Source organism: Xanthomonas sp. NCPPB 2586, assembly GCF_041475775.2.
GTDB classification, from domain to species: Bacteria; Pseudomonadota; Gammaproteobacteria; order Xanthomonadales; family Xanthomonadaceae; genus Xanthomonas; species Xanthomonas campestris.
In genome coordinates, this window is record NZ_CM192981.1 from 1,829,077 (window position 1) to 1,855,252 (window position 26,176).

The 26,176-nt window shown below is 63.4% G+C and carries 18 protein-coding genes and 1 other RNA gene; 7 read left to right on the forward strand and 12 right to left on the reverse strand.

Annotated features, from left to right (window positions below; all coding sequences use genetic code 11):
* The first annotated feature begins 34 nt into the window (after positions 1-34).
* Both ACCQ09_RS07725 and ACCQ09_RS07730 read left to right on the forward strand, forming a co-directional pair.
* A complete protein-coding gene (locus tag ACCQ09_RS07725; RefSeq protein WP_043890318.1) occupies positions 35-433 on the forward strand; it encodes an MGMT family protein in 399 nt (132 codons plus the stop codon).
* A gap of 44 nt (positions 434-477) precedes the next feature.
* The gene (locus ACCQ09_RS07730) at positions 478-1,161 is read left to right on the forward strand and encodes a rhomboid family intramembrane serine protease (protein WP_029216918.1); all 684 of its coding nucleotides are present in this window, start codon (positions 478-480) and stop codon (positions 1,159-1,161) included.
* A 202-nt stretch (positions 1,162-1,363) separates the two neighbouring features.
* Here the strand turns inward: ACCQ09_RS07730 and ACCQ09_RS07735 are convergent, their stop codons facing one another.
* The 3 genes from ACCQ09_RS07735 to ACCQ09_RS07745 form a co-directional block, all read right to left on the reverse strand.
* Complete coding sequence (locus ACCQ09_RS07735) at positions 1,364-3,376, reverse strand: M13 family metallopeptidase (protein WP_011037706.1); 2,013 nt, start codon at positions 3,374-3,376, stop codon at positions 1,364-1,366.
* A 184-nt stretch (positions 3,377-3,560) separates the two neighbouring features.
* The gene (locus ACCQ09_RS07740) at positions 3,561-5,666 is read right to left on the reverse strand and encodes a M13 family metallopeptidase (protein WP_075287645.1); all 2,106 of its coding nucleotides are present in this window, start codon (positions 5,664-5,666) and stop codon (positions 3,561-3,563) included.
* 363 nt (positions 5,667-6,029) lie between these two features.
* On the reverse strand, positions 6,030-8,129 hold the full coding sequence (locus ACCQ09_RS07745) for a M13 family metallopeptidase (protein WP_165349509.1): 2,100 nt from the start codon (positions 8,127-8,129) through the stop codon (positions 6,030-6,032).
* A gap of 305 nt (positions 8,130-8,434) precedes the next feature.
* Between ACCQ09_RS07745 and ACCQ09_RS07750 the strand changes: the two genes are divergently transcribed.
* Positions 8,435-8,509, forward strand: a non-coding RNA gene (locus ACCQ09_RS07750) — sX9 sRNA.
* A gap of 4 nt (positions 8,510-8,513) precedes the next feature.
* On the opposite strand, the gene ACCQ09_RS07755 is transcribed toward ACCQ09_RS07750, so the two are convergent.
* Entirely contained in the window at positions 8,514-11,561 is a 3,048-nt protein-coding gene (locus tag ACCQ09_RS07755; RefSeq protein ID WP_040941022.1) for a TonB-dependent receptor, read from the reverse strand.
* A gap of 363 nt (positions 11,562-11,924) precedes the next feature.
* The gene (locus ACCQ09_RS07760; protein ID WP_040941023.1) at positions 11,925-14,915 is read right to left on the reverse strand and encodes a TonB-dependent receptor plug domain-containing protein; all 2,991 of its coding nucleotides are present in this window, start codon (positions 14,913-14,915) and stop codon (positions 11,925-11,927) included.
* 320 nt (positions 14,916-15,235) lie between these two features.
* Between ACCQ09_RS07760 and apbC the strand changes: the two genes are divergently transcribed.
* A complete protein-coding gene (apbC, locus tag ACCQ09_RS07765) occupies positions 15,236-16,087 on the forward strand; it encodes an iron-sulfur cluster carrier protein ApbC (RefSeq protein ID WP_040941024.1) in 852 nt (283 codons plus the stop codon).
* A gap of 95 nt (positions 16,088-16,182) precedes the next feature.
* Positions 16,183-16,752 (forward strand): dCTP deaminase, encoded by a 570-nt coding sequence (dcd, locus tag ACCQ09_RS07770; protein WP_010366727.1) that lies wholly within the window; start codon positions 16,183-16,185, stop codon positions 16,750-16,752.
* Positions 16,753-16,778: 26 nt separating this feature from the next.
* On the opposite strand, the gene ACCQ09_RS07775 is transcribed toward dcd, so the two are convergent.
* The 5 genes from ACCQ09_RS07775 to xopAC form a co-directional block, all read right to left on the reverse strand.
* Positions 16,779-16,964, reverse strand: a complete 186-nt coding sequence (locus ACCQ09_RS07775; protein ID WP_011037699.1) for a LiaI-LiaF-like domain-containing protein — start codon at positions 16,962-16,964, stop codon at positions 16,779-16,781.
* Positions 16,965-17,305: 341 nt separating this feature from the next.
* Positions 17,306-17,473, reverse strand: coding sequence for a LiaI-LiaF-like domain-containing protein (locus ACCQ09_RS07780; protein ID WP_011037698.1), 168 nt, complete (start codon positions 17,471-17,473; stop codon positions 17,306-17,308).
* 27 nt (positions 17,474-17,500) lie between these two features.
* Positions 17,501-17,938, reverse strand: a complete 438-nt coding sequence (locus tag ACCQ09_RS07785) for an HIT family protein (protein WP_011037697.1) — start codon at positions 17,936-17,938, stop codon at positions 17,501-17,503.
* Positions 17,935-18,597: a dienelactone hydrolase family protein gene (locus tag ACCQ09_RS07790; RefSeq protein WP_040941026.1), complete on the reverse strand. Its 663-nt coding sequence runs from the start codon at positions 18,595-18,597 to the stop codon at positions 17,935-17,937. The genes ACCQ09_RS07785 and ACCQ09_RS07790 overlap by 4 nt, the downstream gene beginning before the upstream one ends.
* A 218-nt stretch (positions 18,598-18,815) precedes the next feature.
* Complete coding sequence (gene xopAC, locus ACCQ09_RS07795) at positions 18,816-20,426, reverse strand: uridine 5'-monophosphate transferase XopAC (RefSeq protein WP_040941027.1); 1,611 nt, start codon at positions 20,424-20,426, stop codon at positions 18,816-18,818.
* Positions 20,427-21,049: 623 nt separating this feature from the next.
* Here xopAC and rimO point away from each other — a divergent pair.
* The gene (rimO, locus tag ACCQ09_RS07800; protein ID WP_228427946.1) at positions 21,050-22,423 is read left to right on the forward strand and encodes a 30S ribosomal protein S12 methylthiotransferase RimO; all 1,374 of its coding nucleotides are present in this window, start codon (positions 21,050-21,052) and stop codon (positions 22,421-22,423) included.
* A 324-nt stretch (positions 22,424-22,747) separates the two neighbouring features.
* Here the strand turns inward: rimO and greB are convergent, their stop codons facing one another.
* The gene (gene greB / locus ACCQ09_RS07805) at positions 22,748-23,254 is read right to left on the reverse strand and encodes a transcription elongation factor GreB (protein WP_011037693.1); all 507 of its coding nucleotides are present in this window, start codon (positions 23,252-23,254) and stop codon (positions 22,748-22,750) included.
* Between the two features lie 107 nt (positions 23,255-23,361).
* Between greB and ACCQ09_RS07810 the strand changes: the two genes are divergently transcribed.
* Entirely contained in the window at positions 23,362-24,825 is a 1,464-nt protein-coding gene (locus tag ACCQ09_RS07810) for a rhomboid family intramembrane serine protease (protein ID WP_019237515.1), read from the forward strand.
* 33 nt (positions 24,826-24,858) lie between these two features.
* Here ACCQ09_RS07810 and ACCQ09_RS07815 read toward each other — a convergent pair whose 3' ends face one another.
* On the reverse strand, positions 24,859-26,133 hold the full coding sequence (locus ACCQ09_RS07815) for a hypothetical protein (RefSeq protein WP_228427947.1): 1,275 nt from the start codon (positions 26,131-26,133) through the stop codon (positions 24,859-24,861).
* Positions 26,134-26,176: the final 43 nt, after the last annotated feature.

Below are 26,176 nucleotides of genomic sequence, written 5' to 3' on the forward strand. Positions count from 1 at the left end.
GACGCGCATTGCCTCCGAATGGCATCATCCGCGCATGCCGTCACCTCGCCCCTCCAAGACTCGTGTCGCCGGCTCGCATGCCGGTGACGTCTCCGCCACGCGCGCTGCCGAGCAGGTTCGGCTGCGGATTCTGGACGTGATCCGCGCCATTCCCGCGGGCGAGGTTGCAGGCTACGGGGAAGTGGCGATGCGTGCGGGCCTGCCAGGGCGTGCGCGCCTGGTGGCCAAGCTGTTGAGCAGCAACCAGGATGCAGCGTTGCCCTGGCATCGGGTGCTCCGCAGCGACGGGCGCATCGCGCTACCGGAGGGCTCTGCCGGCTACCAAGCGCAATGCCAGCGACTGCGTGCCGAAGGCGTGCCAGTGGAGCGGGGCAGGGTACGGCGTGCCACTGCAGCGCAACGGCTGGATGCGGCCGTGTGGGGTCCTTCATAAGCCTGCCGTTATGATGAGCGGCAGTCCCGAAGGATGCCGCCATGCTGCCCCAACTGCCGCCCGTCACCAAAGCCCTGCTGATCGCCAATCTCGGCATGTTCATCCTGCAATGGGCGCTGGGTGACCTGGGTGCCGGTCTGCTGCCGTCCGATGCGGCGCTGTCGCCGCTGATGTTGTGGCCGCTCTCCAATGGCTTCGATGCGTTCTCGCCGGGCGCCAGCTTCATGCCGTGGCAGCTGCTGACCTATGCGTTTCTGCATGGCGGGTTCAACCATCTGTTCTTCAACATGCTGGCGCTCTTCATGTTCGGCGCGCCGCTGGAACAGACCTGGGGCCAGAAGCGATTCCTGACGTATTACCTGGTGTGCGTGGCCGGCGCCGGCGTGTGCCAGCTGCTGATGGCCTGGTTCACCCAGAGCGGGGCACCGGTGCTGGGCGCCTCTGGGGGGGTGTTTGGCTTGTTGCTCGCCTACGGCATGTTGTTCCCGAACCAGCGGGTGATGCTGCTGTTTCCGCCGATCCCGATGAAGGCACGGACCTTCGTGATCGTGTTCGGTGCGATCGAGCTGCTGCTTGGCGCAACCGGTTGGCAGCCGGGCGTTGCCCACTTCGCACACCTGGGCGGCATGCTGTTCGGGTGGTTGTTGATCCGCCACTGGCGCGGCCAGCCGCCCTTCGGTGGCAAGCGCGGCAAGGGGCGCAAGCCGCCGCTGCGTGTGGTGCGCTGAATCAAGCGACGCAATGCGCTGTGAACCTGTAGGCGCGGCCTTGGCCGCGACGGGGTTTGTCGGTAACGCTCCATCGCGGCCAAGGCCGCTCCTACAAAGCGTGCTTGGCGGTGGTGAGCAACGCGACGGTTCAAAATCCAGACAAAAAAGAGCGCGGATTCCGCGCTCTTTTTTATTACTGCCGATGACGCAGGGCGCTAACTCAGCGCCAGATCTTCAACTGGTCTGCATCCACACGCTGCATCGGCTGGCCCGGCTTGCAGCTGAAGGTGGCACCGAACTCCGGCAGGTTGGACAGCGGGCCGTTGGTGCGCCACTGGCCAGGTGCACGGATGTCAGCACTGGCACGCTGCACCGCTTCGTTCGGTGACAGCTGCTGCGCCCACAGGCCGGCCCAGGCGGTGAAGAAGGCCTGCTTGTCGGCCTGGGTTGCCGCCGGCTGCGCCTTGCTGAAGGCCTGCCACGCCAACTCCACGCCGGCCAGATCGGCCAGGTTTTCTTCGGCGGTCTGTGCGCCATTGACCTTGGCATTGGGCACGCCCGGGTAGGCGTAGGCACCGTACTGGTTGGCTACCTTGCCAGTCAGCAGCGTCCAGCTGCTCTTTTCGGCGGGCGTCCACCAGCTGCGCAGTTCGCCCTTGGCATCGACCAGCGCACCCTTGGCATCGATGGCACGCGTCATTTCATGCGCCACCAGCGCGCCGTAGGCACCGTATTGTGCAGCCGGCGTGGCGCCGGTGCTCAAGACCGGCGGCTGCAGCACCGCAGCGGTGATGATCAGGCGGTTCTGTGCGATGTCGTAGGCCAGCGCCGGCTGCTGCGGCAGCACGTCCCAACGGCGGTCGGCGTTGCCCTTGCCGATGCGCTTCATTTCTTCGCGGTGACGCCAGGTGGAGGCGATCAGCATGTTGGCGCCGAAGCTGCCACGGCCCATCGGCTGCACGGTGTAGTCGAGGTCGCGGCGCGGTGCGCCCACTTCGATCTTCATGGCGCTCAGCTTGGCCTTGGCTTCGGCGATGACCTCGCCATTGCCCCAGCCGGTGCGCTCCAGCGCGGCCAGCTGCGCATCGCGGATCTGGTCGGCGATGGCTTCGGCCTGGCGGCGGGTGTCGCTGCTGAGGTAACGGCTCACGTACTCGCGGCCGAGCATCGGGCCGGCGGCCACGTTGATGGCATCGAGCACCTGCTGCCAGCGCTGCGGCGGCAAGGCGTCGCCACGCAGCAAGCGGCCGCGGAACTGGTATTCGGCGTCATGGAAGCTCTTGGACAGGTACGGCGCCATGGCATCGCCCACGCGCCAGCGCAGGTAGGCCTTCCACTGCTCGGGCTTGATGCTGACGATCATGCTGTCGAGCTGCTTGAACATCGCCGGGTCGGCCATCGACACCAGGTCGTCCTTGACACCCTGGGCCTCGAGGAAGTCGCCCAGGCGCAGGTTCTTGTACTGCTTGGTCAGCTCCTTGGTGGCGATCGGCGCGTAGTTGTTGAACGGGTTGTTGATGCCCTGCACGGACTGCGCGCTGCGCGCCAGTGCGGTTTCGATCTGTAACACCGAGGCCGCATCGGCATCGAGCTTGTCGGCCGGGGTGCCGGTCAGCGCCAGGATCTGCTTGACGTAGGCGCGGTAGCGGCCCATCAGCGCCTGGGTGTCGGCGTCGGTGCGGGTGTAGAACGCCGGATCCGGCATGCCCATGCCGCCCTGCATGAAGTAACCGATGTGGCGGTCGAGCGCCTTCAGGTCCACGTCCGGGCCGAAGTTGAAGCCGACCGGGATACCGACCTGGTGCAGCGCGGCGATCGAAGCGGGCACATCCTTGGCCTTCTTGATCGCATCGATGCGCGACAGCAACGGGGCGATCGGATTGGAACCGTCCTTTTCCACGGCGGCCTCATCCAGGCCGCTGGCCCAGAAGTCGCCGAGCAACTTCTGCACGTTTCCTTGCGGGCTGTTCATCGCCGCATCCAGCAGCTCGCGCTGCTGCTGCAGGGCGCGGTCGGACAGCTGGCCCAGCGCGGTGACCGCGCCAGCCTGCGGCACCGGGTTGCTCTTGAGCCAACCGGCATTGGCGTAATCGTAGAAATCGGTGCAGGCGGCCGGCACAGCCGGGGCCTTGGGGGCTGCCTTCTTCTTGCGAGCGGCGTCGGCGTCAGGGGCGGACAACAGCGTGATCAGGCTGAAGCCAAGAGCGAGGGCAAGCGGACGAATGGTGGGCATCGAGACGAAGGGTGGCCAGATTGAAGTCGGCGGAGTTTAGCAAGGCTGCGCCTCGCGCAGGCAGGCCGCAGCGGCCGTTCGTCCGTGCGAGCGCTCGCTGGCATGAACGCGACAGGCCCGCGGGTGCGGGCCTGTGCGTGGTGCGTTGGCACTGGAAGCGATTGCAGGCGGCGCCTGCAACGAATTACCAGATCACCACGCGGTCTTTCTCCGGGCGCACCATTGCATCGCCCGGCTTGCAGGCGAAGGCGGTGGCGAACTGCGGCATGTTCGATGGTGATGCGATGGCGCGTAGCTTGGCTGGCGCGTGCGGGTCCGACGCCAGATAGACCAGCTGTTGTTGATCACGGACGCGTTGACGCCAGCTGCGGGCGAAGGCAAGGAAAAAGCGCTGGTCGGGGCTGTAGCCGTCGATGGCCTTGGCCCGTTCCGGATGCTGCTGCAAGGCGGTCTGCAACGCGTCATAGGCAACGTTGGTGCCGCCCAGGTCGGCGATGTTCTCGCCCAGCGTGAGTTTGCCGTTGACGTGCAGGGTCGGATGGCTGGGCAGGGGCGCATACGCATCGAACTGTTTGACCAACTGGTTGCTGCGTTGGTCGAACTTGCGCCGATCGTCTGCCGTCCACCAGTTGACGTTGTTGCCTGCACCATCGAACTGGCTGCCCTGATCGTCGAACCCGTGGGTGGCCTCGTGACCGATCACCGCGCCGATACCGCCGTAGTTCAACGCATCGTCGGCAGTGGCATCGAAATACGGAGGCTGCAGGATCGCCGCAGGAAAGTTGATCGAATTGGTCATCGGGTCGTAATACGCGTTGACCGTCTGCGGCGTCATCGACCAACGGCCGCGATCGGTGGGTTTGCCGATCTGCGCAATGTCGTAGCGATAATTGAACGTGTCAGCCGCCTGCAGGTTGCCGTAATAGTCGCCGGGTGTGATCTGCAACCCCGACCAGTCACGCCAGGTGTCCGGATAGCCGATCTTGGGCAGGAAGGTCTGCCACTTGGCCAAGGCTTTGGCCTTGGTCTCGGCACTCATCCAGTCGACCTGTTCGATACGTGTCTTGAGCGCCGCGCGAACGTTGTCGACCAGTTCGCTGGCGCGTTGCTTGGCATCTGGCGTGAACACCTTGGCCACATAGAGCTGCCCAACGCCTTCGCCCATTGCGCCGTTGACCGAACGCAGCACGCGCTTCCAGCGCGGCAGCTGCTCTGGCTGCCCGGACAGCGTCTTGCCATAGAACGCAAAGCGATTATCGGCAAATGCCTTGCTCAAGCGCGTGGATGCGTCATCGATCGCATGGAAGCGTAGGTAGGCCTGCCACTGCGCAATGGGCGCGCTGGCCAATGCCTGATCGAACGCGGCAAAAAACCGTGGCTGCGCGAGCGAGAAGCCGCTGCCGACCGGTACGCCTTGGGTGGCGAAAAAATCCTCCCACGGAAAGTGCGGAGTGAGCTTGTCCGCCTCGGCGAGGGTGACCAGGCGGTATTGGTTCTTTGGTTCACGCGCGTCCACGGGGGCCAGCGATGCGGCAGCCAGGCGCGTTTCGAGCGCAAGCACGTCGTTTGCCTGTGTCTTGGCCAGCGCGGCAGGGGTGCCGGTGAGTTCGAACGATTTGGCGATGTAGGCAAGGTAGGCTGCGCGGATCGGCGCGTGCTCCGCACCGGTGTAGTAGTCCTTGGTTGGCAGGCCAAGGCCACCTTCCTGTGTAAACGCAATCTGCTGGTCGGCATTGTGGAAATCTGCACCGGCACCGAACGCAAAGACCTGTGCGTCGCCTTCGCCATGCCGGCTGATGATGTAGGCAGCGACATCTTTGCCGGAGTGCAATGCGGCGATCTTATCCAGCTGCGGCTGGATCGGCTTGGCACCGGCGGCTTCGATTGCGGCCTCGTCCATGCCGGACGCATACAGCGCGCCGATCTTTTGCTCCAGCGATGGGGCCTGTGTACCGGCCTGTTTCGCCGCGGCTTCAAGCAGCTCGCGTTGGATCAGCAGGCTTTTTTCAGTCAGGAGTTCGTCGATGCCCCAGCTGGTGTGGTCGGCCGGAATCGGATTGGCCTTGGCCCAGGCGCCATTGACGAACTCGTCCAGGTTCTGGCACGCGCTGGCTGCAGGGCCCAGCTCGCTGATATCGAATGCGGGTGTGTTTGCTGCCGTGGTGGGCGGCGCGGCAGGCGCCGCAATGGCGGCTGATGCAGGGGCGCTCTCTGCATCGGAGGTGCGCTTGCAGCCGGGCAGGGCCACCAGCAGGGCCAGGGCAAGGGTGGAGGTCTTGAGCAAGGGCATGTCTGGCATCAGCGAGGAGATGAATGCCGAGCATAAGCGGACTCGGCCTTGCGAACGCCGGGATTGAGGTTTGTTGAGCTTGGTCTGGCGATAGCGGTTCACGAAGCGCATCCAGTGACTGGATGCTGCGATGGCAATCCATGCCAGTGCTCCACAAGCAGTTGTCTTGAGCGTGCCTGGTAAAGCACTCCCGAGAGCGTTGCAGCGAGATTGGTTGCCGAAGTGACGTGCCGACTTTCAATTGAGGCATTTGCACTGCCAGCGCGGAATAACGAGGTTGCACGCCCGCCAACGGCGCCACAGCACGCACAAAAAAAAGCGGCGACCCGAAGATCGCCGCTTTCTCTTAACACGGTTGCACGATTACCAGATCACAACCTGCTGATCGCCTTGACGCACCATCGCATCGCCCGCCTTGCACGAGAATGCGGCGGCAAATGCCGGCATGTTCGACGGCGCGCCGATGGCGCGGAAGTTGGCCGGCGCGTGCGGGTCGGTCTTCAGGCGCACCACCAATTCTTCCGGGGTGAAGTTGCGACGCCACACCGTCGCCCAGTTGAGGAAGAAGCGCTGGTCGCGGGTGATGCCGTCGCTCTTGGGGTCGTCCTTGCCGGCGGTGGCGGTCTTCATCGCGTCATAGGCGGTGTTGAGGCCGCCCAGGTCGGCGATGTTCTCGCCCAGGGTCAGGTCGCCCTTGACCTTGTCGCCTGCCGGCGTGCGGTAGCTGTCGAACTGTGCCACCAGCTTGCCGGTGCGTGCCTTGAACGCGTCCAGATCCTTCTGCGTCCACCAACCCGGATCGGCGATGAAGTTGCCATCGGCACCGAAGCGGCTGCCCTGGTCGTCGTAGCCGTGGGTCATCTCATGCCCGATCACCGCACCGATGCCGCCGTAGTTCATTTCCTCCGGCGCATTCGGGTCGAAGAACGGCGGCTGCAGGATGGCGGCCGGGAACACGATCTCGTTCTGCAGCGGGTTGTAGTAGGCGTTGACGGTCTGCGGGCTCATGCCCCATTCGGTCTTGTCCACCGGCTTGCCGATCTTGGACAGGTTCCACTTGTAGTTGAACTCGGATGCCGCCATCACGTTGCCCAGGTAGCTGTCACGGCTGGTGCTCAGGCCGTTCCATTCACGCCACTTTTCCGGGTAGCCGATCTTGGGCGTGAAGCTTTCCCACTTGGCGATCGCCTTGGTCTTGGTCTCCGGGCTCATCCAGTCGAGCTTTTCGATGCGCGCCTTCAGTGCGGTGCGCAGGTTGGTCACCAGGGTTTCCATCTTGGCCTTGGAATCGCCCGGGAAGGCGACCTTGACGTACATCTGGCCCAGCGTTTCGCCGGCCTGGCTGTTGATGGTGGCCAGCACGCGCTTCCAGCGCGGCTTGATTTCCTTCTGGCCGCGCAGGGTCTTGTTGTAGAACGCGAAGCTCTCATCGACGAACGGCTGGCTCAGGAACGGCGAGGCGCCATCGACGGTGTGGAAGCGCAGGTAGGCGCGCCAGATGGCCGGGTCGGTGTCGGCGATCATCTTGCTCACTTCCTGATGGAAGGCCGGGATCGCCAGCGAGAACATCTCCGGCGTGGTCACGCCCTGCGACTTGAAGAACTCGGTCCACGACCAGTTCGGAGTCAGCTTGTCGGCCTCGCCCGGCGAGATCGGGTTGTAGGCCAGCGAGGCATCGCGCGACATCTGGGTGCTGGTCTTGGAGACCTTGGCCAGACGGGTTTCGAATGCGACGACCTGCTTGGCCTGCGCGGTGGCATCGGCGGCGGCAACGCCAGACAGTTCCAGCACCTTGGCGACGTGCGCCTGGTAGGCGTCCAGCTTGGCCTTGTTGCCGGCGCTGGTGTAGTACTCCGGGTCCGGCAGACCCAGGCCGCCCTGCATCGCATAGGCGATATTCTGGCTGGACTTCTTGAAGTCCGCCTCGGCGCCGAAGCTGAAGAGTTCGTTGTTGCCCTTGGCCGCGCTGCTGCGCAGATAGTCGACCAGCTTGGCCTGGTCGCTGATGGCATCGATCGCGGCCAGTTCCGGCTTCAGCGGCTCGATGCCCTGGGCATTGATCTTGGCTTCGTCCATGCCGGTGGACCACAGGTCGCCGACGATCTTTTCGACGCCGGTAGCACCGGTGTCTGCAGCGGCCTGTTCGGCCAGCTGCTGCTGGATCGCGTTGGAGCGCTCATCGAGCATTTCGAACGCGCCCCAGCTGGTGCGGTCGCCCGGCACCGGGTTGGCGGCCAGGAACTTGGCATTGGCGTAGGCGTTCAGATCGGTACAGGCATTGCCGTTGGGATCCAGATCGGCAGCAGTGAACTGATTCACCGCCGGCAGCTTGCTTTGGTCCAGGGTCAGCGTCTTGGATGCGGCGGCCGCGCTGGCAGCGGCATCAGGCGCGGTGGCCGGTGCGGCGTCTTCGGGCTTCTTGCAGCCGCTCAGCGCGGCGGCGGCGACCAGGGACAGCGTCAATAGATGAGGGGTACGAATCACAAGGGCTCCAGGAGCAACAGTCAATTGGGAAGCCCCGTCACAGCGGAGCCGTGGCGGCACTCTACCTTTCTGTATGACAGCACGCATGGTGTCGAAGGTCATGGGTGGGGCACGCAGGTCAACGTGGCCTCTCGTTCTAGCAGGCTTCGGACAAAAAAACGGCCCCTCGCGGGGCCGTGGAGAGCATTACAGCCGTTACTTCTTACGCCAGCTTCCGGGGCTTGGAGCAGCTATCAAAACGACTGCGCAGCCGCCAGGCGGGCGCGGCCGGTGCTCGGAATCTCGTGTACCCCCGTACATTCCGGTTCCTCCGCGCCGTCCACACCCACCTGACGACTGCTCGCTCTGTTTTGTCAGCCGCTCTTAGAAGTCATACGAAGCAGACAGGCGAACAAAGCGCGGCGGGTTGAAGTAGGTCCCCATGCCATAGGTGTTGGACACGGTGAAACGGTCGTCTCCATACACTGCCTCGGCACGCGTTGCATCGCGGTCGTTGATGACGTTGAACACCTGCAGGCCGATGGCCAGCTTATGATCGGCAAACGCAGGACGGTAGGTAACGCCCAGGTCGAGATTGGTCAGCCAAGGCGTCCGGCCAGCGTCACCCGGCCGCGAGGGAGTACCAGCGCAATAGTGATATGCCGACTCGTAGCCGATCGGATCCTGCTCGCCCTGGCCGAAATAGCCCAGGCATGACTTTGGGGTTCCCGACAGGACACGAAGGGTTGCCGATGCCATCCACTCGGGAGTGAACTGATAAGCGCCAAACGCCTTGAACTGGTGACGGCGATCATTGGCCAGGTTGCCACCTGCGTAATACATCAGTTCTGCCGAATCCCAATCCTGCGTCTTGGACACGTCTGCCTGGCCGAGATCGGATTTCACCTGGCCTTCGGTATTGCCGTAAAGATGCGACCACGTGTAGTCAACCCGAGCAAACCACTTTTCGTCAAACGGATGCTCCAGGAATAGGTCGACTGACACGTAGTTGCGCTTTGCACCACTCGTAAAGCCCCAGTCTTCCTGGGACATGCGTACCTGCGTGCGGCCAGATCCATCAACATTTGCCAGATTGTAGGTGTTGGTCTCGCCCGGATTGAACATGACACAACCCGGAATCGCAACGCTCGACGCACTGACGCCGCTGGCCTCCAGCTTGTCGGCCATCCGGCCGGTATCACAGACGTCATCGATTGCAGTTTGCAACTTGCGGTACGTCACCTTGGCACCGGAATTCCAGCTTTGGCCCAAAGTCTTTTCGAAGCCTACTAGGAACTCGTCCTGGTACTGCGACTTCAGATCGCTCGGCGCGAAGGAGTTGGGATCTGGTGTCTGACCGTACTCGCCGTTTGACGACACCGGGCCCGGTCCGAGGGCCGTCAGGCCGGTCGGCTCGCCGTTTGCGTCCAGTCCCGAATATGCGAAGTATTCATCGGTATAGGTGGAGGCCGATGCGCCGCGAACCGCGACACTGTTAGGCAGCGCCAGATAGTAGCGGCCCGCATTTGCGTACAGCTTCAGCGACGAGTCGCCAAAGACGTCCCAGCTGACGCCCAGACGTGGGGCCCATTGGTCTCCGCTATCTACATACGGCTGACCTGCGCTGTTGAAGTTGGTGAACTTGTCGTTGCGGATACCGAGCAGCACCAGCCAGTTATCGCTGACTTGCCAGCGGTCTTCCAGGTAATAAGCCTTTTGCTCGACAGCCATGCTGGTGGTTGTGGTGAAGATGCGGCGCTGCGCATAGTAGCCGTCGCCACCCGATGGACCAACCCCGAGACTTGGACGAATGTCGACGGTCGGATCGGACTGACGTGCAAACAGCCACTGGTAGCCCGGGCCGGTCGTGCGGACACCTTCGTTGGAGGCGTTGAAGTACATGTTGTCCACGCCTGCAGTCAAATCGTGATCACCGATCCGATACTCCAGTTCAAGTCGCAAGCTGCGGGTCTTGTTCTGTGGGAGATTGGCCTTGGTCCGATTGCTCGCCTGATCATTCGTGATCGGTGTGCCACCCGTCAGTGCGGGGTTCTGGTTGGTTACGTTCTGAAGATAGGGAAGCGCGGAAACGTACGGATTGCTCTGCAAGTTGTCCTGACGGCTACGCCCCCAAGTGGCATTCAACGTAAGGTCGTCCGTCAGATAGCCGGTGTACTTGAAGATGTCGTAGCGATCTTTGATCTTGTACGTATCGGCAAATGTGCCACTACGCCCGCCGCCTGACAGGGTGTCGTAATCGAAGTCCGTGTAATAACCGGCGCGGCGGTCCGTACTCTCGATACGGGTGTATTCAAGGATATTGCTGTCGTTGATATTCCAGTCAATCTTGCCGTAGAACTTCGGCGCGCTGTACGCGTAGTTGTTACGTCCCAGAACGCTGGCCGCACTGGAGTTCGTCGACACACCTTCGGTTTTGTCGGATTCACCGGCAACGAACACAAACAATTTGTCTTCGATCAACGGGCCACCAGCGTATGCGCTGTAGACGGTACGCGTTGCGCCATCGTCCTTGCGGCTGCGATACAGCGTGCCCGGCTGATCGGGATTGGTGTATTCAAACCGGTCTGGCAAGGTGTTGTTGGGAAAGCGTACATTTTCAGGCGAACTCGCCAACGACTTTGGCTCCCAAACTGCCTGGGCACCGAAGTGCCATTCGTTGGTGCCGCGCTTGCCGACTTGGTTAATGACGCCACCGGTGGAACGACCATAACGGGCGCTGTAGCCGCCGGTGTAGGTCTCCTGCTGATCAATCGCACCGTACGGCAGGCTCACGCCGCCAAGATTGCTGAGCGGATTACTGACATTGAATCCGTTGATGTAGTAGGCATTTTCGGTGACGCCTGCGCCGCCAAACGACACAACCGAACGCGAGCCGTTGTCAAATGCACCGCTGCCTGCCACGGCACCCGGTGCCAGCAATGCGATTGCCTCAGCGCTGCGCCCCAGGGGGAGAATTGCAAGCTGTTGTGAGGTAATGACCGAGCGCGAGCTGGTGGAGCTGACATCGATCTTCGGCGCATTGGCGGCGGTCACCGTGATTGCGCCGAGCGTTGTGGCGTCGGCAGTACTTGAGCTGCCGGCATCCGCAAACGACACTTCGGTGCCGGAACCGACGCGCAACTGCACGTTCTTGCGGGTATCGACGACCTGATCACCGCGCTTCAGCGTGACGGTGTAGGCGCCCACCGGCAACGAACCTAGGTTGTAGCGGCCATTCGCATCGATGGTGATGGTGCGGCTGAGGCCTGTATCGCTTTGCACAACGATGGTGCTGCCGGCTTCGCTGGGGGCGCTGCCGTAGATGCTGCCGGTGGTGCTCTGCGCATACACCGCGCCGTTGGCTAGGCACGCACCGAGCACGACAGCGAGAGCGGTGCGCTTGAGGACCTGGCGACGAAATTGATTGCTCATTCCTGACCTTTGAACTGGGGAATCGGGAGAAGTGGCGGTCACCGAGGAGTCAGATGGCCTTAACCCGAACGTAATGAATCTGTGCCCGCCGTTGCAATAGCTATCAACGGTTCATTAATGAAATGACGGACATCCGCGTTGAAAGTGCGGAAGTCAGCACAATTTGTTGCCAGTTCGCACAATGCATGACGATCGGCGTCTGTGAATTCATCTTCGTAATCTCTTCAGATAACAGCCGATTAATGTGAGATCCATCAGCTATTGGTTTCAGTAAAAAACGAATAAGTACTGCAATAGGTTTCGAAAGAAACTAAAAAGGCCCCGACAAGCGGGGCCCTCCGGTGCTGCGGTTGATGCCAGCACTCAGAACTTCACAGTCGTTCCCAGGTAGAAGAACCGGCCCACGTTGTCGTACAGCGCGGAAGTAAAGTCCGAACCGAAGTAGTTACGCGGCGGGTCCTTGTCGAAGGCGTTGTCGATGCCGAGGTAGACGTCGATCTTCGAGCCGGGGAACTGATAGCCGAACTGGAAGTTGTGGTAGGTGTACGAGCCGTTGCGGATCGGGCTGGCCGAGCCCGGGTTGCTGTTGTAGCTCTCCGGGGTCACGCGCAGGTTGCCGTCCACATAGTTCATGTCCCACGAGGCGCGCCATTCGTTCCAGTTGTATTTGGTCTGGAACTGCGCACGCCAGCGCGGGTCGGTCACGTAGGTCACGTACTCGTCGTACTCTTCCGGGAAATCCTGGAACACCCATTCGCGCGACTGGATCAGCCGCGTGCCGACCAGGCGCAACACGGTGTTGCCTTCGCCCAGCTGGAAGCGGTAGTCCATTTCCAGATCCACGCCGACACGACGCGAGCGCGCCAGGTTTTCGTTGAGCGCCTGCCACCCGATGATGCTGTGTTCGGGATAGATCCGGCCTTGCGGGTCGGTGAAGCCACCCAGCGGTGCGCGCTGCACGAAGCCGCAGAAGCTGTTGTTGATGCCGCCCGGGTTGTCCACGCAACGCGTGGCATTGGTTTCGGCCGTCACCGAGCCAATCGCGTCCTGCAGGTCGATGCGCCAGTAGTCAACCGACATGCCGAAACCTTCGAAGAACTCCGGCTGCCACACCAGCCCGTACGACAGGCTGCGCGCGCGTTCCGGCTTCAACTCCGGATTGCCGCCGCTCACGCCGGGGCGGTTGGCGGTGTAGGTATCGATCCAGCCCACCGGAACGCCCAAGGCGCTGCAATTAGCCTGGCGTAGCGCCACATCGCCGGCGGTGCCGGGACGATTGCTGTTGCTGGAGAGGTAATTGCAGGGGTCATTGATGGTGGCGAAGTTTTCGCTCTGCGAGTCGTACAGCTCACCGATGCTGGGCGCGCGCACCGCCTGGGCCAGCGTGCCGCGCAGACGCAGCGACGGGATGATGGTCCAGTCCAGACCAATGTTCCAGGTCTTGGTCGAGCCGATGCTGCTGTAGTCCGAATAGCGGCCGGCCAGATCCAGTGCGAGCCGATCCACGCCGGGCAAACCCGCCAGCAGCGGAATGGTGCTCTCCACGAACACTTCCCGCACGGTGTACTCGCCGCCGCTGTTCGGGATGGCGTTGAGGAAGGTCACGCCCGATGCGGCCAGCGGATCGGTGATTTCTTCGCTCTGTTCCTTGCGGTATTCCACGCCACCGGCGATGCCGATGTCACCGGCCGGCAGCGACAGCAGGTTGCTGTTGGCCACCGAGGCGCTGAAGACCGTCTGCTGGATCTTGGCTTGCGAGCGGGCGATGGTGTTGAACCATGCTGCTGCTTCCGGGCTTACCGCGCCGTTGCCGAACACGCTGAAGGGCACGCAGCCTTCGCGGGCCAGCGCCGAATACACGCGATTGGTGTTGGGGTTAATGGCGGTGGGATCGAGCGTGGTACGGCACACGATATTGCCGCTGGCGTCACGTGCCGCATCGATACCGGCCTGCCAGCGCTCGTTGATGCGGTTGTTGAGGTTCTGGCGGTCAACCGTGGTCTTGCCGTAGTTGGCGGAAACGTCGTAAGTCCAGTTGTCGGTGAAGTTACCTTCGGCGCCGAGCACTGCACGATAGGTCTTGCGTTCGATGTTTTCGCCGCGCCGACCGGCATCGACGTTGAAGCGATTCATCAGGATCTGCATGGCACCGCGTGAATCCATCAGCGCACCCAGTTCGGGACTGACATACGGGTTCTGCCGACGCACGCGCAGCGAGCTGTCGAAGGCGGGCTGGCCGAAGAATTCCGAATCGGTCTCGCTGTACTTGCCTTCGAAGAACAGGCGATGATTCTCGCTGAGCTCGAAGTTGACCATCGTGTTGACGCTCTTGCGATCGAAGCCGGGCTGCAAATCGGCCACGGCGTTGAGGTCGGCAAAGTCGCAATCCACGCACGAGGTGTTGCTCACCACGGTGCCGTCATAACGATTACGGCGGAACGTGCCGTCTTCATTGAACAGGTAGCGGTTGCCGTAGCTGGCCGGGTTGCGGAAATCGAAGGTGCCCAGGTTGAAGGTGCCGCCATAGCTGGTGGAATGGTTGCCACCGGGGCCGCTGAGCACGTTCTGCGGATTGCGTTCGCTTGGCGGACGGGTGGGGTCGTAGGCGGGGTTGGGCACCGTCACCAGGTATTCGCGGCCGATGGCGCGGTTGCCGCGACCAAAGCGATCCTGCTTGCTGTATTCGCCGGAAACGGCGATGTTGCCGCGCCCACCGGCAAAGTCGGTGCCTGCCGAGAAACTGGCGAAGGAGCGGTTGTAGTTGCCTTCGTCGGCCAGGCCGGTCTGCGCGCGGGTTTCAAAGCCGGTGAACGATTTCTTGAGGATGAAATTCACCACGCCCGCCACCGCGTCAGCGCCGTACACCGCCGAGGCGCCGCCGGTAATGACTTCCACGCGCTCGACCCATTCCACCGGAATGGTGTTGACGTCGACCGCGGTGGAGCCCGGGCTGGAACCCACATGGCGACGACCGTTGACCAGCACCAGCGTGCGATCCACGCCCATGCCGCGCAGGTCGAGCAGGCCCAGGCCCGCGGTGCCGATGAAGCGGGTGGAGTTGCCCAGCGTGTAGCTCGGCGCCAACGCCGGCATGCGTGCCATCAGGTCGCTGATGGTGGTGGCACCGGTGGCGCGGATTTCTTCGGCGGTGATCGCGGTGACCGGCGAGGGGGTGACAAAGCCGGTACGCGCGATGCGCGAGCCGGTGACGGTCACCTTGTCCAGATCGGTGGTGTCCGGGGCAACGCCATTTTCGGACTGCGCAAGCGCCTGGCCTGCGGGGGCGACCAGCACGGCGAGCAACGCCGCGCTCAAACGGTGACGACGGGTACGGTGCAGAGAACGACTCGACATGCCTTGCGGATCCTCGCTGGGTTGATGCGACGGCCGTGCTCGCTGAGCGCCGGCTGAACTGATTTTCGAACGTAACAATTCATTAATCGTGTGTCCACCTTTGTGAAATATGTCGCGCGTTGACACGGTTGAGGCAGCCGGCTCAGCAGGGCAAGGCACCACAATCGCTCAAGCAACAGCGGCTGCGCCGGTACACTTGGCGGTCCATGGCGGATCGCGCCGGCCGCTGTTGCCGCTGGGCGTCGTCGACTTCAGTTGGGTAAGGCAATGAGCAGAAAAATCACACGCGCAGCGCCAACTGCGCAGCCGAGGCGCCGCGCATGAGTACCGAGCGCAGGATCGCCGCGCACGCGGTGCAGGGCGCCCTTGCGCCGCACGCGCGCATCCGCAACGTGATTGCGGTGGGCTCGGGTAAGGGCGGGGTGGGCAAGTCCACGACTGCGGTCAATCTGGCGCTGGCGCTCCACCAGCAGGGCGCGCGGGTTGGTGTGCTCGACGCGGACATCTACGGGCCGAGCGTGCCGGCGATGCTGGGTTTGAGCGGCAAGCCCGACAGCCCGGACAACAAGTCGATCGAGCCATTGCGCGCGTTCGGCATCGAGGCGATGTCGATCGGGCTGCTCGTCGATCAGGACACACCGATGATCTGGCGCGGCCCGATGGCCACCTCGGCGTTGACCCAGCTGTTCAACGACACGCTGTGGGACGACCTGGATTACCTGCTGATCGATCTGCCGCCAGGCACCGGCGACATCCAGCTCACCTTGTCGCAGAAGATCCCGGTGGCCGGTGCGGTGATCGTCACCACGCCGCAGGACATCGCCACGCTGGATGCGCGCAAGGCCTTGAAGATGTTCGAAAAGGTCGAAGTGCCGGTGCTGGGCATCGTCGAGAACATGGCGGTGCACACCTGCTCCAACTGCGGGCATCGCGAACATCTGTTCGGCGAAGGCGGCGGCGAGCGCATGGCCGCGCAGTACGGCGTGCCGCTGCTGGGGTCGCTGCCGCTGGATATCGGCATCCGCGAGCAGGGCGATGCGGGCCAGCCGATCGTGATCGCCGCGCCGGAATCGGCAGCCGCGCAGGCCTATCTGGCGGCGGCTGCGCGGCTGTCGGAGGAGCTGGCCAAGCGCCCGCGCGCCAGCATCCCGATTTCTGCCTCGCTGCTCTAATGCGTCGGCCGGCCTCCGGTGCCGGCCGCTGGTAGAATTCGCCGTCTTCGCGCGGGCCGCTCGGCCCGCCGCCTTCCGTCTTCAAGGAACACCGCATGAGCATCAAGAGCGACCGCTGGATCAAGCGCATGGCCGAGCAGCACGCCATGATCGAGCCGTTCGAGCCCGGCCAGATCAAGCACGACGCCGCCGGCCAGCGCATCGTCAGCTTCGGCACCTCCAGCTACGGCTATGACGTGCGCTGCTCGCGCGAGTTCAAGATCTTCACCAACATCAACTCGACGATCGTCGACCCGAAGCATTTCGACCCGGGCAGCTTCGTCGATATCGAATCCGATGTCTGCATCATCCCGCCGAACAGTTTTGCGCTGGCACGCACGGTCGAATACTTCCGCATTCCGCGCGACACGCTGGTGGTGTGCCTGGGCAAGAGCACCTACGCGCGCTGCGGCATCATCGTCAACGTGACGCCGCTGGAGCCGGAATGGGAAGGCCACGTCACGTTGGAATTCAGCAACACCACGCCGCTGCCGGCACGCATTTACGCCAACGAAGGCGTGGCGCAAATGCTGTTTTTCCAGTCCGATGAGGTGTGCGAAACCTCGTACAAGGACCGTGGCGGCAAGTACCAGGGCCAGACCGGCGTGACCCTGCCGCGCACGTGATGCACTGGTGCGGCCGTGACCCTGCCTCAGCAGGTCACGGCCGTGCGCTGCCGGTAGCGCAGCAGTTGGCGCACGCCAGCGGCGATCAGAAACGCTGGCCACCAGGTCGACACCAGGTTGCCAAGATCGAAACGGGCCAGCCCGAGGTTATCCAGCAGGAATAAGCTGCCCAGCGTGATCAGAAACAGTGCAGGAATCAGGCGGTAGCGCATGGCGATGTCCTCGGTAGGTGTGAGGCCATGCTGCGCGCGATGCGCGCGCCGATCAGGTGCCGGAAGTCAACAATTGCGGATGACAAAGGTCATGTCGAAGACCGCAAGGTCATGACTGCATTGGTAACCATGTCGCCTTCGGTTGATCGCTGGCAATCAGGTCGTCGACGTCTTCAGGGGTGCGGAACCCCTGTTTTTTTACGGTGCAGTCGAATGCACATGAGGCTTCGCGCGTACCCTCACCGCCCCTTCGGGGCACCTTCTCCCGATGGAAGAAGGGATCTTGGCGCTCTGATTACGCACGGGGCTGATTGACTGCTCACCCCATTCCCAATTCCCGGCTACTTGCCCCGCCCGAACAACATCCCCACGCCGCAAGCGACCAGCGCGGCAGGCCACCAGGTGGCGATCAGCTTGCCCAGGCTGAGATTGGTCCAGCCCAGGTTATTGGCCAGGAACAGCAGGCCGACGAGGATCAGGATCAGCGCGGCAACGACATTGGATTTCATGCGGAAGGCTGGTTGAAAGACGGGCGCCTATCGTAGCCGTTGCGCCCATGCCGCGACACGCTCCTGCAGTGCGTCGGGCGCAAACCGGTGCGCGCTGCCGCTGCCCCACACCGGCCCGGGCCAGGCCGCATCGCCGGGATGGCGGCCGACCAGGTGCACATGCAGCTGGCGCACGATGTTGCCCAGCGCGCCGATATTGAGCTTGCTCACCTGCGGCTCGACTCGCAGCAGCTGCGAGAGCTGGTTGATCTCGGCCAGCAACAGACGCTGCTGGCCGCCATCCAGGTCGATCCACTCGCTGACCTCGGCCACCCGCGGCACCAGCACCAGCCACGGGAAGCGGGTGTCGTCCATCAGCCGCACCTGCGACAGCGGGCCGTCGGCGACGAAGACGCTGTCGGCGGCCAGCCGCGCATCCAGTTCAAAGGCGCCCGTGGCGGGCGCATTCGAGACGGGTCCGCTCATCCCAGGTGGGCGTCGAAGAAGCCCAGGGTGCGCTCCAGCGCCCGCTCGGCGCTGTCGGCGTCGTAGTGGTTCGGGTCGATGCTGCGGTTGAAGGCGTGCCCGGTCGGGTAGACGAAGGTCTCCATCTGCGGCAGCTTTTCGCGGTGCGCCTGGATCGCTTCGGGCGGAATGCTGCTGTCCTGCTCCCCGAAGTGGAACATCACCGGCGCCTTGGGCGTTTCGTCCAGCAGCTGCGTATTGCGGCCGCCGTAGTAGCTCACCGACGGCAGGCCCAGGCGGATCGCCGACAGCAGCGCCACCGAGCCGCCCCAGCAATAGCCCACCGTGCCCACCTTGCCGGCACGGGTCAGCAGGGTGGCGGCAGATTTCACCACCTCCACCGCGCGCTCCAGGCCGACTGCATTGGCCAGTGCCAGGCCGCGCTGCAGGCTTTGCTGGTCGTAGGGCAACTGCACGTCCTTCTCTTCCAGGTCGAAGAAGGCCGGTGCCAGGACTTCGTAGCCGCGCGCGGCATAGTCGTCGGCCACCGCGCGGATATGTTCGTTGACGCCGAAGATCTCCTGAATCACCACCAGGCCGCCGCGCGGGCTGGTGGTCGGAGTGGCGTGCCAGGCGGCGACCTGGCCGTCGGGGGTGTCGAGCGTGGTCCAGTGACCCATGGAAAATCCTGCTGCAATACGGGGAGCGCGCATTATCAGCCGAATCGGCGACGCGAAAGGTGAGGAAGATGTTGCCACCAGGCGGCCGCAGGCCAGCGCGGTTCAGGACGCCGGCCCGGTGCCGCCGCTGGCGTAATTGAGCCAACGGAAGCCGTGGTCCGCGTTGGAACAGCCGCGGGCCGCACTTGCCGCAGTTCTGAGCATTGAGGCGTGTAGGTCTACTGGTGAACCTGGTTCATAACCGTGGCAATACCCTCCAGCGTTTCCAAGACAACCTTCTCCGGACTGACGCGCTTTCCCCCAAGAAATGACGCTGGCAGGCGGCTTGCTTCACCAACGGGCGGGGCAGGCGGCAAACCGTGCCGTTGCAGCGCCCAATCCATCGCAAGACGCGCTGTCCGGCCATTTGCGTCATTGAAAGGATGCAGACTGACCAAGCGCTGGTGAAGCTGTGCGGCAAACTCGATATGTCCCAACGCGTCACGCGCATGCGCTTGCTGTTCACTATGTTCGAGCCATCCGGAAAACTTCGCCATTTCGTCTTTCAGGGTCTCGGGCGGAGGGTACCGACACTCCGTCCATGTAATGCTAGGGGCAGCTTGTACGCCGACCTTGCGCAGTTGGCCGCCAATTGGGTCATTATCATCATCCCCCTCGGGGAGCAGCAGTTGGTTTAGTTTGAAAATCCGATCAAGTGTGATCGGTGCCCCTTCCTCTGCCCAACTGCTGACCTTCTCTGTGGCAGTCTTCCACGCGGCGGAGGCTTTGTGATCTTGACTGGAAAGTGTGGTCGATGCACCCTCACGCATTTGATCAACCCGTGCTCGCGCTTGCGGCGATAGATGATGCGATAGCGCGGCCCACCGGTCGCGCAGCGCTGAAGCTTGGTAGGACAACCTCTGTCTGGTCTCTGGATCGAACGTCGGCGCCTTGAATATTCGATGCATCAATCCCAATCGCGTCTGTGTGCTGTGCACAGCTACATCGTCCAGGTTCATATGCGGCGACAGCTCACTCAGTTCAATATTGGCTGCAACATCCAGCTTTTTCAGCTGCGTCAAGTTGGCAAGGCTTGCAGGCAATTTATTGATCTTGCAACCGGGCACCACAATCGTAGTCAGGCTGCTGCATTGGCCAATCGAATCTGGAAGGGTTCTCAGTTCATTGAACGCGAGAGAAATCTCACTTAGATTCTTGAGTGCACCGATTTTCGATGGCAGTGCCGCAATGGAGCAACCGTCAGCGTTGATCCGCTCAAGGTGTTTGCAAAGGCTCAAGTCTTCTGGCAGACGCGTGAGGTTCACGTTGTCCGCCACGTCGAGGTCTCGTAGGTGCGCAAGGCGGTGCAGTCCAGGCGGCAGCTGCGACAGGTTGAGGTCCCTGAGTGTCAGCTGCGTTCCAGCTTGTCCCGCATCTAAGCAACGCATAATCCGCTCCATGGCTTCGCGGCGCTGTTCGCGATGATCGCCCACTACTGGGGGCGCAGCACAACAACCCAGTTTGGCAAGTAGTGAGGGTTTAGTCTCAACGCGCTCGCACCAGGCTGCCAACTCAGCGTGCAGACGAAAACTTTCGTCGCTGGGCGAGGAGGAGCACTGCTGAAGGCCGTGCTTACTGCTGCGTGATTGGGAGCGCGCTCCAAGCCTGGCAGGCCGCGTTTCCTGAAGGCTTCTTAGCTCCTGAATCTCCGGCGAATGTGCTGAGGACGATCGCGGAGACGGAACGGTTTGCGGGCTATCTTCGGGTGTGTGCGTTGGATGATCTGCCGTTAGAGCGCCATACTGCTGGATGAAGGTGCTCATATCCCACAAATTAAGATTTTTATCCATCGATGAAGAACTAGTTTTTATGTTTAATCAAACGTAATCGAAAACAAAATCGAGCATCAAACAGAATTGCGAAGATTCGGCTTTCAAAGTGAACTGGGGGGTATGTCGCGATAAGGCCGCCGAGGACAATGACGCCATGTTGCCGCTACGCGTCCAGCTGGATAACTCGACCATGGGCAGGTGATCAAGCGACTGCGCTTCCCGCTGTAGGTGATGCGGAGTCTTCTTGTTCCTTGTGCGTTTTTATTCTCGCGGGATGCTATGGATGCATAGGGGCAGTGAAAGACGCGAGCGTCGCCGCGGCATTTTCACGCGCTTTCGCGCACAAGCAGGCCTTCGAAGAACGCGCCGATCGGCTGGTTGGCCCCGCACCTGGATCTCAATCAAGCACCACAGGCCGTCGCCAGGCGCGAAGCTCGCTTGCGTCGGCTTGTGGTGTCCGTAGAGGGCGTGCGGGAAATCTGACGCGCGGTGGCCGGCCATCTCGCGCACCAGCATGCAGCCATGTCGCCGTGCCTCGGATTCCACGAAATCGAAAAACGCCGACAGAGCGCTGCCCGGACGCCGCTATAATTGGCCTTGCCCAGGCCCCAGGCCGCTCCGTTTCCCAGGCTCCTGCTTCCATGTCCCAGCTGAACCCCAAAGTCGGCTTCGTCAGCCTTGGCTGCCCGAAGGCGCTCGTCGATTCCGAACGCATCCTCACCCAGCTACGCGTGGAGGGCTACGACATCGTGCCCAGTTACGACGCCGCCGACGTGGTGGTGGTCAATACCTGTGGCTTCATCGATTCGGCGGTGACCGAGTCGCTGGATGCGATCGGCGAGGCGATGAACGCCAACGGCAAGGTGATCGTCACCGGCTGCCTGGGCAAGCGCCCGGAGCAGATCCGCGAGGCCTACCCGCAGGTGCTGGCGGTCTCCGGCCCGCAGGACTACCAGAGCGTGATGGAGGCGGTGCACGCTGCGCTGCCGCCGCGCCACGATCCGTTCGTGGATCTGGTGCCGGACTACGGCATCAAGCTGACGCCGCGCCACTACGCATACCTGAAGATTTCCGAAGGCTGCAATCACCGCTGCAGTTTCTGCATCATTCCTTCCATGCGCGGCGACCTGGCCTCGCGCCCGGTCGACGAGGTGCTGCGTGAGGCCGAGCGGCTGGTGCGCGGCGGCGTCAAGGAGCTGCTGGTGGTCTCGCAGGACACCTCGGCCTACGGCGTGGACCTGAAGTATGCCGAGCGCCCGTGGCGCGACCGCATGTACCAGACCCGCATGAAGGCGCTGTGCGAAGGCTTGTCGGAACTGGGCGTGTGGACGCGCCTGCATTACGTGTACCCGTACCCGCACGTGGACGATGTGATTCCGCTGATGGCCGAAGGCAAGCTGCTGCCGTACCTGGACATCCCGTTCCAGCACGCCAGCCCGCGCATGCTCAAGCTGATGAAGCGGCCGGGCGCAGTGGAAAAGACCCTGGAGCGCGTGCAGCGCTGGAAGGCGATGTGCCCGGAGATCACGGTGCGCTCGACCTTCATCGTCGGCTTCCCCGGCGAGACCGATGCCGAGTTCGAAGCGCTGCTGGAGTTTATAGACCAGGCGCAGTTGGATCGCGTCGGGGCGTTTGCGTATTCGCCGGTGGAGGGCGCTAGCGCCAACGCATTGCCGGACCCGGTGCCGGAAGAACTGAAGCAGGAGCGCCTGGCGCGCTTCATGGCCAGGCAGGCGGAGATTTCCGCGGCGCGGCTGGAAGCCAAGATCGGCAGCGTGCAGCAATGCCTGGTCGACCTGATCGAAGACGATATCGCGGTGGCCCGTTCGCGTGCAGACGCGCCGGAGATCGACGGCCTGGTGCATATCCAGAACGGCGGCGAGCTCAAGTTGAAGGTGGGCGACCTGGTCGATGTGGAAATCACCGACAGCGACGAGCACGACCTGTTCGGTGATGCGCTGCCGTCTGATCCTGCGGCGCAGCCGCCCCGCGCATTGAACCTGCAGATGGTCTAGCCGCAGCGGCGTGCCAGCGAGCGGCCAGCGCCGCTGGCCGCTTGGTGTGTGCAATGACACTGGTGTGCGCCGAAATATCCAGCACACCAGCGCGCAATCGGCACACCCGCCTCTTAGGAGCGTGCTCGCGCGCGACGAGGCTTCCGCAGCGCAGATGGACTGTCCAAGGTGCGCTGCACTGCCACCGTACACGGCCAGCCGCGTAGGAGCGCGCCAGCGCGCGATGAGGCGTTACCCCAGAACCACACGCCTCCAACCGCGCGCATCGGCACCAGCAGGCAAGGATCCAAACCACCCGGATTGCCTCACGCACGCCCACACCACCTAAGTTGCCGCGTACTCCACCACCACCACCACAAAGGTGTGCTTGCCCGACGGGAGTTGTGCCTCGAACTCATCGTCCACGCGCTTTTTCAGCAGTGCGCGCGCCAATGGCGAATCGATGCTGATCCAGCCGCGCCCGGCGTCGGTCTCATCCGGCCCCACGATGCGGTAACGCAGCAGCTCGCCGCTGTCGGCATCCTCCAGCTCAACCTGCGCACCAAAGAACACCGCCTGCGGATCCGTCGGCGCGGTATCCACTACGCGCAGCGCTTCCAGCCGCTTGCTGAGGTAACGCACGCGGCGATCGATCTCGCCCAGCTGTTTCTTGCGATAGGTGTACTCGGCGTTTTCCGAGCGGTCGCCCTCGGCTGCGGCCGCCGCGAGCGCGCGCACCACCTCGGGCCGACGCAGGCGCCACAGCTCGTCCAGTTCGGCCTTGAGCCGCGCATGGCCTTCCGGCGTGATCAACGCAGTGCTTTTTTCGGCAGGGGGACGCCAGCGGCTCATGGGCGACCAACAGGGCAGGATGGGGGCGCGATGCTAGCGCGCATGGCGCGCTTGCGCATCCGCATCCGCCCGGCGAAGCTTTGCGCCTTGGGACACGGACGCCTGCCATGCTGATCATGCCGCTGCATAAACCCTGGTCGCGCCAGAACATTCCCTGGGTCACGCTGCTGCTGGTGCTGCTCAATGTCGTGATCCATGTGGGGTACCAGCGCAAGGACGACGGCCTCATCGCCAATGCGGTGCGCTATTACGTGGAGTCCGGCCTGGGCGCGCTGGAGGGCAAGGCGCACGCGCGCTACCTGGCACAGAGCGATGCGAAGGTGCGTGCGGCGCGCCAGGCGCAATGGGACAAGGTGCCGGCGCGGCAACGGGTGGCCTACCTGGCGCAGCTGACCATGAACGATGTGGCGTTTACCGATGCCCTGCGCAGCGGACGCCTGTTCGACGACGATGCGCAACGACGCGACTGGTACGCGTTGCGTGCGCCCTACGATGCGCGGCTGTCCAAGGTGTTCACCTTGCGCCACATCCAGCGCAGTTCGGAATGGTCGCCGCAGCGCATGCTGTCGGCCACCTTCCTGCACGGCGACCTGGACCATCTGCTGGGCAACATGGTGTTCCTGCTGGCGCTGGGCACGTTGCTGGAAGGGGCGATCGGCAGTGGCTGGTTCCTGCTGCTATACCTGCTCGGCGGGTTTGGGGCGAGCGCGGTGAGCCTGTGGTGGCGGTGGGGTCAGCCCGGTGGCGGGCTGGGCGCCTCTGGCGCAATCGCGGCGCTGATGGGCGCGTTCTGCGTGGTCTGGGGCCGCCGGCGGGTGCGCTTTTTCTACTGGTTTTTCGTGGTGTTCAACTATGTGCGGGGTCCGGCGATTCTGCTGCTGCCGCTGTGGTTGGGCTGGGAGCTCTACAACCTGCTCTGGCGCGATAATCAAGGCATTGGCTTCGATGCGCATGCCGGTGGGCTGGTGAGTGGCGCGCTGCTCGGTGTGCTGCTGGTGCTGGTGCGGCAGACCCGCCCGGCTTTCATGGAGGACGACGCGGTGGCGCAGGCGGACGACCGCTGGGAGCGTGCACAGCGGCATCTGGGGCGCATGGAAAATGCCGAGGCCGAGCGCCTGCTGGCAGAGCTGGCAAGCGAGCAGCCACGCAGCGCGGAGATTGCCTTGGCGCGCTATCGGGTGGCCCGTAACGCGGGCCGTCGCAAGGAACTTCAGCAGCACGCGGACACGCTGCTGCGGCTGCACGCGCACAGCGCCGAACAGACGCGCCTGCAGCTGGCGGTGGCGGCCGAATTAGCCAAGGACCACCTCGACTGCGATCCATCGGCACGGATGGCGTTGATCGGCAATTGCCTGCGCACCGGCCTGCTGGCCGACGCGGAACGGCTGTTGAAAGACAGTGCGCTGAGCACGCCGCGCGCGGAGCTTGCCCAGCAGTGGTTCGTGCTGGCGCTGCGGCATGGCGAGTTGCAGGCGGGTGAGCAGCGCACGCGCGTGCTGCGTCAGTTACTGGAGCAATTCCCCGAGCAGGGCCAGGCCAATAAGGCGCGGTTCCTGCTGGACAATGGGTGAGAGCGGCTGCGGAAAAGGCCACGCAGCCGCCACTTACGCCGGTTGAATCGCGACCGCTTTCAATGCCGCTGCCAGCTTGGCGTGCTGGGCTTCATCGTCGCAGTGGTCCAGCGCGTTCTGCAGCACCATGCGCGCGTCGTCGTCGCGCCCGAAACGCTCGGCCAACAGCAAGCCGGCGTCCAGCGACCAGGCCGGCAGCATGCGCTCGCGCGGCCACGCGCCGATCGCGGCCAACAGGCCATCGGTCGCCAGCTGGTATTGCCCGGCCATCTTCGCGCGCTCGGCCAGCAGCGTCGCCTGCTCGGGCAATAGCGGCGCAAAGGCGGGGTCGGTGTCCAATGCTTCGCGTTGCAGGGCCAGTGCGCGTCGCTCGTGTTTTTCCTGCAGCAGGCGATTGATGTACTGGCGGGTGTGGTCGCGCAGTTCGTCGTTGCGGTGGTGCTGGCGCAGCAGGCGCTGGTACAACTCATGCACCGCCAGGCTCACCACACGCGAGCGCACCGCGCCGCGCAAGGCCTGAAACGCTTCGTCCGAATGCCCCTCGCGCACGAACTGCTCTGCTTCGTCGAGCAGGCGTTGGTCGGGGTCTTCGCGCTGCAGGGCAACGCCGCCGCTGGGTTCGTAGCCGAGTTCCTCGTGGTACTGGTAGACCAGATAGCCCATCAGATGGAAGCTGGCGAACAGGCTCCAGATCGACGCCACCACGATGGTCAGCTCGCGTACCACCGGCGGCAGGTACTTCAATGCCACGAAGATCGCCGCCGTGCCGCTACCCTGGATGACGTAGAGCAAGCCATAGGCGGCCAGGTACGGCCAGCCGATGCGCAGCGCCATGTCGATGGAGACCGCCGGGTTGAGTGCGCGGCGCAGGCTGCCGTCGATGGCCAGGGCGATCATCATGCCGGGCAGCAGCAGCTGGACGGCCAGGTACGCGACGGTCAAGCCAGGTTTGCCGGCGATCACGCCGGCGGCGACGATCACGATACCCAGTGCAAAGGCCAGCAGGATCAGCCGCAGTACTGCGCTGTCGAAGCTGTTGTAGCCCCGCCGCGGCGCATCGTGCTCGCCGTTGGCGCTGTGCCGCAGGATGTCGAAGGCGTAGGTATAGGTGGCCATGCCGAGCACGCCCAGGACAACAAGCTTCAGGATGCCCGGCAAGACCAGCAGCGCGCTGCACAAGGTCAGCGCGATCAGCGCGTATAGCGCAGAGCCACGCAGCGGATAGGTGGCGATGGCCGGAATACGGGTCCAGAACGGTGCGGGCGCAGCCTGCGCCGCCACCTTGCGTGCGCGAAAACGGTCTTCCATGACGCTCCCCAAGCGTGTGGTCTGGCGCGATTGTGCGGCGGCG